This is a genomic window from Carnobacterium sp., from assembly GCF_045617425.1.
Classification (GTDB): Bacteria; Bacillota; Bacilli; order Lactobacillales; family Carnobacteriaceae; genus Carnobacterium_B.
This window is the reverse complement of record NZ_JAZLIO010000009.1, coordinates 358,819-373,650: the sequence shown is the minus strand read 5'-3', so window position 1 is coordinate 373,650 and position 14,832 is coordinate 358,819. Positions and strand designations below refer to the sequence as shown.

10 protein-coding genes are annotated in these 14,832 nt (G+C 33.1%); 8 read left to right on the top strand and 2 right to left on the bottom strand.

Annotated features, from left to right (window positions below; all coding sequences use genetic code 11):
• Position 1: 1 nt before the first annotated feature.
• Positions 2–3,061, top strand: coding sequence for an AAA family ATPase (locus ACKI3H_RS05050; RefSeq protein WP_407371185.1), 3,060 nt, complete (start codon positions 2–4; stop codon positions 3,059–3,061).
• A 56-nt stretch (positions 3,062–3,117) separates the two neighbouring features.
• On the opposite strand, the gene ACKI3H_RS05045 is transcribed toward ACKI3H_RS05050, so the two are convergent.
• The gene (locus ACKI3H_RS05045; RefSeq protein WP_407371184.1) at positions 3,118–3,675 is read right to left on the bottom strand and encodes a hypothetical protein; all 558 of its coding nucleotides are present in this window, start codon (positions 3,673–3,675) and stop codon (positions 3,118–3,120) included.
• Between the two features lie 354 nt (positions 3,676–4,029).
• Here ACKI3H_RS05045 and ACKI3H_RS05040 point away from each other — a divergent pair, with 354 nt between their 5' ends.
• From ACKI3H_RS05040 to ACKI3H_RS05020, 5 genes are all read left to right on the top strand, one after another.
• Positions 4,030–4,896, top strand: coding sequence for a glycosyltransferase family 8 protein (locus ACKI3H_RS05040; RefSeq protein WP_407371183.1), 867 nt, complete (start codon positions 4,030–4,032; stop codon positions 4,894–4,896).
• Between the two features lie 102 nt (positions 4,897–4,998).
• Positions 4,999–5,847, top strand: a complete 849-nt coding sequence (locus ACKI3H_RS05035; protein ID WP_407371182.1) for a glycosyltransferase family 8 protein — start codon at positions 4,999–5,001, stop codon at positions 5,845–5,847.
• Positions 5,848–6,174: 327 nt separating this feature from the next.
• Entirely contained in the window at positions 6,175–7,935 is a 1,761-nt protein-coding gene (locus ACKI3H_RS05030; RefSeq protein WP_407371181.1) for an ABC transporter ATP-binding protein, read from the top strand.
• Positions 7,922–9,703 (top strand): ABC transporter ATP-binding protein, encoded by a 1,782-nt coding sequence (locus ACKI3H_RS05025; RefSeq protein ID WP_407371180.1) that lies wholly within the window; start codon positions 7,922–7,924, stop codon positions 9,701–9,703. Before ACKI3H_RS05030 ends, ACKI3H_RS05025 begins: the two co-directional genes overlap by 14 nt.
• 227 nt (positions 9,704–9,930) lie before the next feature.
• Positions 9,931–10,683 (top strand): acyl-[acyl-carrier-protein] thioesterase, encoded by a 753-nt coding sequence (locus ACKI3H_RS05020; protein ID WP_407371179.1) that lies wholly within the window; start codon positions 9,931–9,933, stop codon positions 10,681–10,683.
• 46 nt (positions 10,684–10,729) lie between these two features.
• Here ACKI3H_RS05020 and ACKI3H_RS05015 read toward each other — a convergent pair whose 3' ends face one another.
• Complete coding sequence (locus ACKI3H_RS05015; protein WP_407371178.1) at positions 10,730–11,695, bottom strand: asparaginase; 966 nt, start codon at positions 11,693–11,695, stop codon at positions 10,730–10,732.
• Positions 11,696–11,906: 211 nt separating this feature from the next.
• On the opposite strand from ACKI3H_RS05015, the gene ACKI3H_RS05010 reads away from it, so the two are divergent.
• Positions 11,907–13,358: a DEAD/DEAH box helicase gene (locus ACKI3H_RS05010; RefSeq protein ID WP_407371177.1), complete on the top strand. Its 1,452-nt coding sequence runs from the start codon at positions 11,907–11,909 to the stop codon at positions 13,356–13,358.
• A 240-nt stretch (positions 13,359–13,598) separates the two neighbouring features.
• Positions 13,599–14,699, top strand: coding sequence for a GGDEF domain-containing protein (locus ACKI3H_RS05005; protein ID WP_407371176.1), 1,101 nt, complete (start codon positions 13,599–13,601; stop codon positions 14,697–14,699).
• Positions 14,700–14,832: the final 133 nt, after the last annotated feature.

Below are 14,832 nucleotides of genomic sequence, written 5' to 3'. Positions count from 1 at the left end.
CATGAGACCATTAAAATTAGTTATGAATGCTTTTGGGCCTTATAAAGAAAAAGTTGTGATTAATTTTACTCAATTTCACCAACAAACATTATTCTTAGTAAGCGGTCCTACTGGGGCAGGAAAAACCACGATATTCGATGCTATCGCTTACGCTTTATATGATGATGCAAGTGGAACAAGTCGTGGAAAAGATTCTTTTAAATCACAATTTTCTACGGATGAAGTACTTTGTTTCGTAGAATTAGAATTTGAAATAGCGAGTAAAAAATATTATATTAAAAGAAGTCCTGCACAAAAAGGGCCAGGTAAAAATGGAAAGTTGAAAAATTGGTCTTCAGAAGTGGAGTTTCATCATGATGGTACGGTTACCACCAAAATTAATGAAGCAAACAAAGAAATTCAGGAATTGCTTTCATTATCGTACGAACAATTCAAGCAAATTGTTATGCTTCCTCAAGGCGAATTTAAAAAAATGTTGGAATCTAACAGCGCAGATAAGGAAAAGATTTTTCGGAATATTTTCCAAACAGATATGATTAAAGAATTTCAATCAAACTTAAAAGAAAAGGCCAGTGATTTAAAACAAGAAATCAACCAAAGTGAGAACACCTTACAGCAATTTGTTGGAATGATTCCCGAGCACACTAATGATATCTTAAATGAAGCTGTAGCATATTTCGATATACCAACTATCATAAAAGAGTTAGGCCATGTAGTTGAAAATTATCAAAAAAAGATTGTAGCTCTTGAAAAAGAATTAGCAACTTTAGACGGGAAATACCATAGCAATCAACGGAAGATAGATTTGTTAACAGTCTTAGATTCTTTAGAGAAAGAAAAAAAAATTTTGGATAACAATAAAGAAATGATTGAAACCAAACGGATGAGTTTTGAGCTTGCAAAAAAGGCAGAAGATTGTTTGGAAGTAAAACAGCAACTAGAAAGAATTGTAAACGAAAAAGAGACCATTGAAAAAGAACAATACAAAGAACAACAGAAGTTAGCTGAAACAGTGGATCAATTAGAGAAAACAGAAAAAAACTATCTTGTTTTGCAAAGGGCTTATAGTGAGTTGCCAAATAAGCGAGAAACTTTAATCAATTTGAAGGAACAAGAAAAATTATTGAATGAACGAATAGTTAAGTACGACATGCAAGCTAACTTAGAAAAAGAAAATGAGCAACATCTAAAGAATATTCAATTGCTGAAAAGCCAAGTTGATACAGTGGAAGAACAATTAAAAAAACAAGAACTTGAACTAAAAGAAATTCAACAGGCCAAAATAACCATGTTGGAGAAGCAACGTGAAGTAAGCAGTTTGCAACAAAAGCAATACGAAACTAAAAAACAGCAAGAGTCTTTAGATGAGCTAAATGTATTTTTAAAAAAACAAGCTGTTAAAGCGAGTGAATTTCAAGAAATAGAAGATCAGTTTACTCAAATAGAAAGGCAATACCAAGAGCAACGATTGGTTTATAATCGCAATATTGCTGGTGTTTTAGCGAATAATTTAGAAGAAAATAAAGCATGTCCTGTTTGCGGATCGTGTCATCATCCTGCTCCTGCAATGGTGGCATCAGACACGATTTCAAAAGAAATGCTTGAAGAGTTAGAAATACAAAAAAATGAAGTGGGTACGAAATTTGACCGAATTTCTATTGAGTTACAAGGATTAAATGAAGCCATTTATTCTAGTGAAAGAAAATTAGCTATTCAAACAAACGATGTACAGGATGAAAGGCATAAAATTGAACGCCAAGTATCTCATGAGAATCAGCAACAACGGCAATTAACAGCAGAGTTAGCTGATTTGCAAAATAGGGTAAATACAGAAGAAGAGATTGATAAGAATATACAAGAAAAAGTACTTCAAATAAAAGAAAAAGAATCAACCATTCAAGAACTTCATTCGTCAGTCCAATACAATAAACAGCGTATCACTGAATTGAAAACAGAAATTGACTTATTAAATACAACTGTAAAAGAAACTGATTTATCAGTTCTTTATAAACAAATTGAAGGAAAAACAAATGAAATCAAATATATTGAAAATGATTACGTTGAAGCTCAAGAAAAGAAAGTTCAACTAGAAAAAATGCTGACCCAGTACCAGACAAGTACGAAAGCTTTTGAAAAACAATTAAAGACATTACTTGAAAGAAAGTCAGAGATGGAAGAAAAATTTAAGCAACAATTAGCGATAAATCATTTAGAGGATACTTTCGAAAGGTATTTATTGAAACAAGAAATTAAGCAGCAATGGAGAGAAGAAATAGAATCGTTTGATAAGAAAAAATGGACGAATCAAGCGAATATCTTGGAACAAAAAAAGCTACTTGAAAAAGAATGCGCCACTCAATCCTGTGAAGTATATATATTGGATAATCAAGAAATTGAACGTGAAAGAAGGATGTTAAAAGAACAGCAGCATGAACAGATTGGAACGAATAAAACAATACAATCCATTCTTTCTCAAATTCAAATGAACCATCATGCAAAAAAGGATCAACAAGAAGAATATTTAATGTACAAAGAGTTAGCCGAAATGGCAAATGGATCAAAAGAAACAGATTATATTTCATTTGAACGCTATGTTTTAGGGATTTATTTTGAAGAAATTATTGAAGCAGCAAACACACGATTTACTCAAATGACGACTAATCGTTATTCTCTTATCCGCAATAAAGAAAAAACAAAAGGTGCGGGTCCTAAAGGATTGGATCTAGATGTTTTTGATAATTACACTGGTATGAAAAGAAGTGTTAAAACCTTATCGGGTGGAGAAAGTTTTAAAGCATCTTTAGCACTAGCTTTAGGTTTAAGTGATGTGATTCAAAATCATAGTGGAGGAGTCAGTGTAGATACTTTATTCATCGATGAAGGTTTTGGTACACTAGATGTGGATTCTTTAGACAGTGCGATTGAAACATTATTTGAATTAAATCAACGTGGTCGATTAGTAGGAATCATTTCTCATGTTGAAGAGTTGAAAACGAGAATCCCCGTTCACATTGAAGTAACAAAATCTTCTAGAGGTAGTCATGCTACTATAAAAGTATAAAAAAAGATCAAGACTTTAGTCTTGATCTTTTTTTATACTCATACTATTTTTTTTATTTAGGATAATAATAATTGCGGTTTAGTTTGCTCTTCAGAAACCGTTAAAAGATAGTCCATCAATGAACCCGAATAAAGCTGTTCAAATATAGAAAGTTGACTTAAATCTTCAGGTGTAACAAAATGCGGTTCTTTTTCAAATCTATGAATACCACTTTCACTAAGAACAGATGCTACAAATTGCGAACAAAAGTAAGAATCATTCCTATCAAAATCGATATTTAAAGCTAAAGTAATTAAACCAATTAAATTATAGTGGTAGATATCTTTAGTTTGATTATAAAAAGACAGCAATTCATCCAAATTTTTATATTGTGATTCGGATACTTCACAAGTATAAATAGCGCATTGGGCTCTTGAAAAATAATGACGAGATAAGTCTTCTTCTACAAAACCTCCCCAAAAAGGGTTATGCGCATACTTGCGACCAAAACTATAAGGTTTTAATAATGAAGGTTCCAAAGCAATGGAAGCATGATTATAGGTTGCTTTTGTGTAGAGTTTAATGGCTCTTGAAAATAAAGTATTTGTATCGGTTAACATAAGGTAAATTTTCACTATAAGACCTTCTTCTCTTTCACTTACTATCTTGATAAATTAGGCAAGCTAATTTTTATAAATAAGGAATAATATGTATTTTTGAATTTGTTTTCAGTATACACGAAATATAAAATTTTTCTATAGTACTAAAGAACTAAAAATGAATTAAAAGCCAAAAAAATCAAGTCACAAGTGGATGAAAACGATTACGGAATAAGTATTTTTTTAATTTTTTAAAGTAAACGTTGTTATACCAAGGCATATTGTTTGTAAAAAAAAGAATAAAGAGGTAGAATTTTGTATAGACAGAAATCAAATTTTAATTAAATATTCATAACTATTTAATAAACTAACAGAAAGGATGGTTGGAAAATGGGAGAAAGAAAACTGATTCCGATTGTAAGTGCTGCAGATAATAATTATGCACCTTATCTAAGTGTCACTCTAAAAACAATTTTGGATAATCTTTCTAGTGATTACGATGTAGCATTTTACATTATTGATGATCACATAACTTCTGAGAGTAAAGAAAAGTTAGAAAAAAGCATTTCCAATCACACTGCTACAATTGACTATTTAGAAGTAGATTCAGAATTGTATGCCAACGTTATGGAAAGCGACCATATCACACAAACAGCTTACTATAGAATATCATTACCTGATTTATTAGAAGATAAACACTATGAAAAGGTATTGTATATCGATAGCGATGTTTTAGTAATGGATGACATTTCAAAATTGTATGAAACAGATATAGGAGATAAAGTTGTTGGTGCTGTAATTGATCCTGGACAAGCCTTGGCGCATCCTAGACTAGGAATTGAAACAAAAGATTACTATTTTAATTCTGGGTTGTTGTTAATGGATTTGACTAATTGGCGTAAGGCTAAAATCACTGAGAAAACATTGACGTTTCTTGAAAAACAAAAAGATAAAATTATCTATCATGACCAAGATGCCTTAAATGGAACTCTTTATGAGAAGTGGTATGCACTTCATCCAAAATGGAATGCTCAAACTTCTTTAGTATTTGAAAGGCATCAACCTCCAAATGATTTCTACGTTAAGGCCTATAAAGAAGCTGTTGATCAGCCATCCATAGTACATTTCACAGGACATGATAAACCATGGAATTCTGATGAATACCATCCATATACTAAAAGGTATTTAAAAGAATTAAAGAAAACACCTTTTTATGATGAAGTAACTAAAAAGGATGCTGTTAATCAAATTAAATAAGACAATTAGAAGAGTTGCTCTTCTACAAATGGATACTTATCTTGCGATTTTAAGATATCTTAGACAAGATAAGAATGAAGCAAATTTAAGGAGGAATTACCAATGGTTGAACAAAAAAGTATCTCAATTGTCTCATCGAGCAATGAAGCATTTGTGCCACACTTGGCAACACTCTTTCTTTCACTATTAACAACAAAACAAACACACACAACTTTTCACTTTTATGTGATTGATGATAATATTTCTCTTCGTTCAAAATTTTTATTAAATCGTACAGTTGGGGAATACAATTCTAGAATCAGTTATGTCACAATTGATCCTACCGAATTTTCAGGCGCAGTAGAAAGTGATCGTATTCCGCAAACGGCATACTACCGTATTTCGATACCAAATCTATTAAAAGAAACTAAGCGTGCTATTTATATGGATTGCGATATGATTACGTTAGAAGATATTGAAGCACTTTGGAAAGTTGATTTAGGAGATCAATTACTAGGTGCAGTAGAAGATGCTGGTTTCCATAACCGATTAGAGAAAATGGAGATTGAGAGCGAAACTGATCTTTACTTTAATTCAGGCCTTATGGTAATGGATTTAGAAAAGTGGCGTGAACAGAAAATAACCGAACAAGTTTTAGCTTTTATCGAAAATAACCCTGAAAAATTAAGATTCCATGATCAAGATGCATTGAATGCCATTCTACATGATAGATGGTTAGAATTGGATCCGCGTTGGAATGCTCAAACTTATATGATGTTGCAAGAAAAAGAACATCCGACGATACAAGGGCAATTAAAATGGGATGAAGCAAGAGAAAATCCTGCGGTGATACATTTCTGTGGACATGCTAAACCTTGGAATGCTGATTCTGACCACCCGTTTAGAGAGCAGTATTTTGATATTCGTGAAAAAACGTTCTTCCCAATACAAAAGGAAACCAAATTGCTTTAAAGTAGCAAATGAATTTAACTGTATGGGTAAAAGGGCTGGAATATTATTCCAGCCCTTTTACGTATTTGGGTGCAGCCAATGCATTTTTTTAAGCTCATTTGCGTTAGTTGATAAAGGCTGTTTTACATTGAATGAATAGTAAAAAATAAAAATGAGATTTACATAATCGACATAAGTGAGCAGAATAAGTGTATTCATATTCCTAATCAAATATAATAGGAAGAAATGAATAAGTTATTTACTTGGAGCACGAATAGTAAATGAACTGTATGAAAGACAGAGTTGCTTATTAGTATATGAAAAAGTAAGAGTAGGAGGCATTATTGTATGAGCAGTATTAAATGGGTTTCACAGTACATCAAATCAAATAAAGTAAAAGCTCTTGTGGGAACGATTCTTGTGGTCATTGTCGCAGTATTAAATATTGTTTCCCCATTGATTAGTGGAGAAATTGTCGATCGAGTCATTGTGGATGCGCAGAGAAATCTCTTAATCCCCTTGTTAGCCTTAATGATTGGAGCAACAGTGTTGCGGACAATATTAAGGTATGTGTATCAGATTATGTTTGAACGGATAGGACAAGACGCTATCTACCAAATGAGAGAAGCCTTGTATAAAAAACTTCAAGAACTTGATTTTGCTTTTTTTAATAACACGCGCGTAGGAGATATTATGGCTCGGATGTCTGGGGATACGGATGCCATTCGTCATGCCATTTCATGGTTGTCTTATAATGTTTTAGACAATCTTTTGTTGTTGATCTCAGCAATCATAGTCATGGGATTTATAGAATGGCGATTAATGCTGGCTTTATTAATTGTTACACCTTTTATAGGAATACTAACGGTTTTACTGTCAGGAAAAGCCAACGCTGTTTATTATGAAATTCGAGAAAGTTTTTCGAGGTTAAATTCAATGGTTGAAGAAAATGTTAGTGGAAATAAAGTTATTAAAGCTTTTGCAAGAGAAGATTATGAAAAAGAAAAATTTGATAAATATAATGAAGATTATAAACAACGAAATATGGATTCTGCTAATGTAACAAGAACGTATTTACCACCATTAGAGACACTGGCAGGTTTTTTATCAGTTATTACGGTAGGGTATGGCGGATTTTTAGTAATCAATGGGACTATGAGTTTAGGTGATCTGGTTGCTTTTAATGGTTTTATCTGGATGCTGAACTTGCCAATGCGTAATGTTGGTTGGTACGTGAATGATTTACAACGATTCATTGCTTCCTCTTATAAAATCCGTGAAATGTTAGCGTCTAAGCCAATGATACCTATAGAAGAAAAAGAATCCGCTGAGACGATTCAAGGTATAGTAGAATTTCAAGATGTTTCATTTTCATTTGCAGATGATCCTGAAACTCCTGTTTTGAGTCATATTTCGTTAAAAGCTAAACCCGGTATGACTATTGGGATTTTAGGAGAGACAGGGTCCGGTAAATCAACGTTGGTTAATCTTATCTCACGTTTCTTTGATCCTACAGAAGGTAAAGTATTGATTGATGGAATCGATGCAAAGAAATGGAATGTAAGAGAGTTGAGAAGTCACATTGCGATTGTTATGCAAGATGTATTTCTATTTTCTGATTCGATTCAAAAAAACATTTCATTTGGAACTCCTGGAGCAGATCTTGAGCGCGTTCAAAAAAGTGCACGAGTAGCAGATGCTGATCCATTTATCCAAGGTATGCCTGAACAGTATAATACCTATTTAGGAGAACGCGGCAGTGGACTATCTGGGGGGCAACGACAACGGATATCTTTAGCAAGAGGACTGATGAAGGATCCGTCTATTTTAATTTTAGATGACACAACCTCTGCTGTGGATATGGAAACAGAAGTGAAAATTCAACAAGGATTAGGCGAGTTAATGAAGGAAAAAACAACTTTTATTATTGCCAATCGAATATCCTCTGTAAAATCTGCAGATGAAATTATCATCTTATCTAAGGGAGAAATCATCGAAAGAGGAAATCATGCTTCTCTACTAGATAAAAAAGGGTATTATTATAGAATTTATCAGAAACAATTAGGGCAATCTGATGAAGAGGAGGTAGAGGCAAATGGAGCAGACTGAAAGTTCAATTGAACAAAAAAATAAACCAAAAACAAATACAAACTTATTAAAAAGAGTCGGTAAGTACCTTGCTCCGTATAAAAGTGGATTTTTAAAACTTTTTTTTGCGATTTTAGTTTCTAATATTGTTTTAGTTTTAGGACCTTACTTTACAAGTATTGTTATTGATGAAACGATTCCCAATAAAAACACTACACAATTGATGTGGATTATTATCCTGTTTTCATTGGCGCAGTTATTTGGCGGCTGGTCTTCAAGATACCGGATAAGAAATATTACTTTATTGGGACAAAACGTGTTAAAGGATATGAGAACCGATGTTTTTGTTCATTTGCAAAAACTACCTTTTTCCTTTTTTGATAGTCGTCCTCATGGGAAAATTGTTACTCGTGTCGTAAATTACATTAATTCTCTAAGCGATTTATTGTCTAATGGCTTAATCAACGTCTTATCGGACGTCATGAGTCTAGTTGTTACCTTAGGTATAATGTTTACAATGGACGTCAGGTTAACACTTTATAGTTTTATCTTACTGCCAGTTTTATTTGTTGTGACTTTAGTGATTCAAAAAAAACAACGGGAAGCATATGAAGAAGTTAGTAGTAAACAAGCAGGATTGAATGCTTACATTCATGAAAGTGTAGCTGGAATCAAGGTTACCCAATCGTTTACGCGAGAAAATGTTAATAGAGATATTTTTTCAGAAGTAAGTGAGGATCAGCGATCATCTTGGATGCATGCAGTGAAAATTCAGTTCTTACTTGCACCATTTATTCAAAATATTGCCACCCTAACAATTTCAATTATTTACTTTGTTGGTTTAAATGGACTTGGAATAGATGTATCTACCGGTATACTGATTGCTTTTATCGGTTATGTTAATAACTTTTGGAATCCCATGATTAACATTGGTAATTTTTATAACAGTCTAGTAACGGGTATGGTTTACTTGGAACGTATTTTCGAATTGATGGACATTGAACCAGAAATTCAAGATGCACCGAATGCCTTTGAATTGCCTCCTATCCAAGGATATGTTGTGTTTAATGATGTAACATTTGGATATAAAAAGAACCAACCAATTTTTGAAAATCTTTCGTTCCAAGTTCGTTCTGGAGAGACTATTGCATTAGTTGGTCCGACAGGTGCAGGTAAATCGACCATTATTAATTTAATGACTCGTTTTTACGATGTCGATTCCGGAGAAATTTTAGTAGATGGGATCGATATTCGAAAAGTAACCTTAAACTCATTAAGAAATGAAATAGGCGTGATGCTCCAAGAGACCTTCATCTTTTCTGGAACCATAATGGAAAATATTCGTTTTGGTAAATTAGACGCTACTGAAGAAGAAATTATACGTGCGGCTAAAATTGTCCGAGCACATGATTTTATCAGTGCTTTAAAAGATGGCTATCGTACCGTTGTCAAGGAACGCGGAAGCACATTATCTGCTGGACAAAGGCAGCTGATTTCATTTGCTCGTACCTTGCTTGCTGATCCTAAAGTACTCATATTGGATGAAGCTACTTCCAGCATAGACACCCAAACAGAAATCTTGTTGCAGGAAGGTCTAGATCGCTTGTTGGAAGGTAGAACAGCATTTATTATTGCTCATAGGCTGTCAACGATAAAAAATAGTTCCCGTATTTTTTATATTGCAGATAAGAAGATTCAAGAATCAGGTAGCCATGACGAATTGATGGCTAAAAAAGGGTTGTACTACCAGTTGTATTCAACTCAAGCAGAATTATTGAAAAAGATGTAATAAGGTAAAGCATCAAAAGGAAATTCTCTAACAAGATACCTCAAATACCAATAATGTAGAAAGGAGAGACTAAGTTTTTCTTAGTCTCTTTTTTTTAGCTCAAAAATCTCATGTTTAAAATAATGGTTGCAGAAAAAGAGTAATGAATATGCCTTATTTTTTAGGTGTTTTTAATAAAAATGTGCTATCCTTAAAGAAGAATTTTTAAAAGGAAATGAGGATTTTGAATGAGCGGGAAAATATACGAGAAAGAGCACCAAATTAAATATTACGAGTGTGATACAACTCAAAAAATGACACTTTCTATGCTGTTAAATGTTATGCTTCACGTATCTGGTGAGCAAAGCTATTTATTAGGAGTAGGGGACGAAGTTTTAGCTGAGAAAGGGTTAGCATGGATTATTCTTCAATATGAAGTGAAAGTTGAACGTATGCCGGCTTTTTATGAAACAATCAATATTACAACTCAAGCTACCTCTTACAACAAATTGTTTTGTTATCGGATATTTAAAGTATACGATGCAGAGGGCAATTTATGTGTGACTGTTAATAGCACATTTGCTTTGATGAATGTGAAAGAACGTAAGATGGCACGTGTGCCAGATGAAATTGTAGCACCATACGAATCTGAATTTACTAAGAAATTGGTGCGTAGTCCAAAGCCGATAAAAGTTGATGAAGAAACGATGATCTCTAAAGAATACCGTGTAAGATACTTAGATATTGACAGCAATCGTCATGTGAATAACTCTAAATATATCGAGTGGGCTATAGATACATTAAATCTTGAGTTCCTTACAACACATGAAATAAAAAGTATGACAATCAAGTTTGAAAAGGAAGTTCATTATGGACAATTGATCCATAGTGAAATGAGTGCAACAAAAGAGACCGACAACAACATGATCACGGCTCATCGTATAATAGCTGAAGGAGTTACAAATTGTGAAGCCAGCATTGAATGGAAAACAGTTGAGTAACTAAAAATAGAAAAACCGTTCAGCTAAACTGAACGGTTTTTTTTTATTAAAAATACTCTTCAAGTGAGCGAGATAAGGTACCTTGGCTTAAGACCACTTGTAACTTAATGCGTGCTTTAGGACCGGACAATCCAGTTGCAAAAATAACGCCAGCTTCTTTCAGTTGCTTACCCCCACCCTTGTAATCATAAACATCTTGTGCAATACCGTTAAATGAGCGCGATACAAGTACTACGGGAATCTGATTAGCTATCAAACGATCAAGGGCAGATAATGTAGCCGGTGGTAGATTTCCAGCACCCAAGGCTTCGATTACGAGGCCATCAGTAGTAGGTTGATTTATAGCATCAAATAAGGTTCCATCCATTCCAGCGTAAACTTTTAATAGATAAATAGTTTTATTTACAGACTCGATTGAATAAACTTCTTCTTCAATTAATTTTTGAAAAAAGAGTACTTTATTTTTTGAAATCAATCCAATTGGACCGAATGTAGGTGTTTGGAAAGTAGCCACATTACTTGTGTGGGTTTTGGTCACATAGCGCGCAGTATGAATTTCATCATTCATCACGACTAAAACACCTTTTTCTTTAGCTTCTTGAGATAAAGCAACCCAAATAGCGCTTTGAAAATTGTAAAGTCCATCAGAGCCGACTTCATTGATTGAACGCATAGCTCCGGTTACAACTATTGGTATCGTTGTTTTTATTGTCAGATCTAAAAAATAAGCTGTTTCTTCCAAGGTGTCTGTTCCATGAGTAATGACGATTCCATCTGCTTCATTAGCAACAATAGCTTGGTGGATTCTATTTTTTAATAATAGCATTTTATCAGGTGTCATATGTGGAGAGGGCAAGTGGAAAAAATCCTCGACAATCATATTTGCCACATTATCAAATAAATGTCCCCGTTTATTTAAAGGGTTTTCTGAGTTTGGAGATACTTTCCCAGTTGTTTGATCTTCACTCATTGAGATGGTCCCGCCAGTATGCAATACAAGAATAGTCTTCACTATGTTTCCTCCTATAAAATCTAATCATTTTTGTTAGTAGTATACCACGTTTTTTATGTTCTTTTATGAAACGCAATGAAGAAACAGATGTTAAAAAATTTTGAATCTGGACACTAATTAAATAGATTTCCTAAAATATCTCTTTAAAAGACAGTAATTTTGTGCATATGCTGTTATACTAGTAGAAACTGAACAATTGAAAGAGGTTATTATGAATAAAAAGAAAACATTTGAAGAATTTGCAATTAGTGATGAAATTGTTGCTGCTCTAACAAGTTTACGTTATTTTCATCCTACTAAAGTCCAAGAAGAAGTGATTCCATTAGCATTAGAAGGAAAAGATGTTATTGTAGAATCTCAAACAGGAAGCGGAAAAACAGTTAGTTATGGAGTACCGCTATGTGAAAAAGTCGATTGGGAAGAAAACAAACCTCAAGTACTCGTTTTAGTTCCAACAAGAGAACTGGCCATTCAAGTGAAAGAAGATCTAATGAATGTTGGTCGCTTAAAGAGAGTAAAGGCTACTGCAGTCTATGGTAAAGCCTCATTCGATACTCAAAAATCTGAGTTAAAACAAAAAAGTCATATTGTTGTAGGTACACCTGGTCGTGTATTAGATCATTTACAAAAAGGAACTTTCAAAGTAGAAAAAATTGAATGTTTAGTCTTAGATGAAGCTGATGAGATGTTAAATATGGGATTCGCGGACCAAGTAGAAGCAATCATTAACTTTTTACCTGCAGAACGTCAGACGCTACTTTTCTCAGCAACTATGCCAAAAGAAATTGAACGCATAGCAAGTTTTTATATGAAGCAGGATAAACAATCTATTGTTATCGAGACAACTGAATTGTCAAAACCTAAAATCATTCAATCAAGTGTCAAGGTACAAGAAGATAAGAAAGAACAGCAACTGCTCGACTTGTTAACTGTGGAAAATGCAGATTCATGTATGATTTTTTGTAATACTCAAGAAGCTGTAAACAACTTATACACATTTTTAAATAAAGCAGGATTGCCAATTGATAAAATCCATGGTGGAATGGTTCAAGAGGATCGTTTTTCAGTCATGGATGATTTCAGACAAGGAAGATTTCGTTATTTAGTGGCAACGGATGTTGCTGCCAGAGGAATCGATATTGAGAATGTAACACACGTAGTCAACTATGACGTACCAGTAGAAAAAGAAAGCTTTGTGCATCGTACTGGTCGCACGGGTAGAGCTGGAAAAACTGGAATGGCTTTGACACTGGTGACACCTAGAGAAGAAAAATGGTGGAATGAAGTGAAAGAGTATGCTGGTCAGACGGTTATTGAAGTCTCATTGCCAACTACACGATTAGTTCAAAGTCATAAATCTGCTTTTGAGAAAAAATTACAAGAACGTCCACCATTGAAACAAGTACGTTCAAAAGAATTGAATCGCGGCATTACTAAAGTTTATTTTAATGGCGGTAAAAAGAAAAAAATGCGTGCAGTCGATTTTGTTGGAACGATTGCTAAAATCCCAGGAATTAATGCTGAAGATATTGGCATTATTACCATTCAAGAGAATGTCACGTATATCGATATACTGAATGGAAAAGGACCTTTAGTAATAGAAGAAATGCAAGATCGCACGATTAAAGGGAAAAAATTAAAAGTGCATAAAGCTAGGAAATGAGATAAGTGAGTTAGATTTTTTCAGCTACTAATAGGCATTTTTAGATAACCTAAACGACCTTCGAAGAGATATACTGTAAACCAGTACATCTCTTCGAAATTTTTTTATAAATGAACGATAATTAATCATGAGATAACGTCGTATCTTAAACAAATTATTATTGAAATTATAAGCAAAAAAGAAAGAAGATTTAGTAGAGATTTCTGATTAACTATAACTAACTCAATGGAGGTGTGTTATATGCTGACATCTATTATTTTAGATATGATCGCAAACATTTCGATTCTTAGTACAGCATCTTACATATTTATAAAACTGATTCCAAAGAAAAAAAAAATTACACTAAACACAAAAGAACAGGTACTAATGATTGGAATTGCTGGTTTAACAAGTTTCCTATTGATGCTATTTTCAATTGCTCTACCGAACAAAGCGCTACTAGACTTAAGACATATTATTTTAATTTTGATGATTTATTATTTTGGCAATAAATTTGCTCTTCCAGTAGTCATTTTGATGTCAGCACTTCGTTTTTTATTGGGAGTCAATCCCGCTTCAATTCAGACTGCAATCATGTATATTCTGTTTGCATTATTCTTACCGATCATATGTAAAAAAGTAATTAAAAAAGTGAACAATAAATATAGTGTATTGCTGATTTTAAATGCGATTTGTGTGTCTCTGATTGCGTTAAATTTACAATTATTATATCAAAATTTAGTGTCGAATAGTTTAATTTACATTGGTTTATTAATACTTTCTAGCTTTGTCATTATTATGGTCACTGCATTTATTGAAGACTTATTAACAAGCCGCAATCTTTATTTAGAAGTACAAGAACATGCAAGAATGGACTTTTTGACGGGTTTATACAATATGAGAGAATTTAATGAAAAATGGAAAAATATTCAGTTAGATAAAAAAATTAATACCACTGCACTAATGATGATTGATATAGATCATTTTAAATGGATTAATGATAATTATGGCCATTCCAATGGAAACTTTGTTTTACGGCAAGTAGCTACAATTTTAAAAGTTAAAGCTCTTGATAGTGAACTGGTTTACCGTGTAGGTGGAGAAGAATTTTGTTTGATTCTTAGTGATTTGCCTTTTTCAGATCAACAGAAAGCAGCAGAAAAAGTCAGAATGAGTATAGCAAACACATCTTTTTTGTTAGAAAATGGTGATAGTATCCAAGTGACTGCTTCAATTGGGTTAGCTGCTTCAACACGAAATAAAGATATGAAAAAATTATTTCGATTAGCCGATCGTTGCTTATATCTAGCGAAAGATCAAGGCAGGAATAAAGTGATTTGTAAAAAACTAGAAAATGAGTAATTCTTTTTTCATAAAAAAAAACTGTATCCACAATTCAGCTTGTGAAATACAGTTTTTTTCTTTTAAACAACACGTAAAAAAAATAGACTTTAGCCTTCCTAATAAAAAAGGAAGAACTAACAGTCTAAAATAT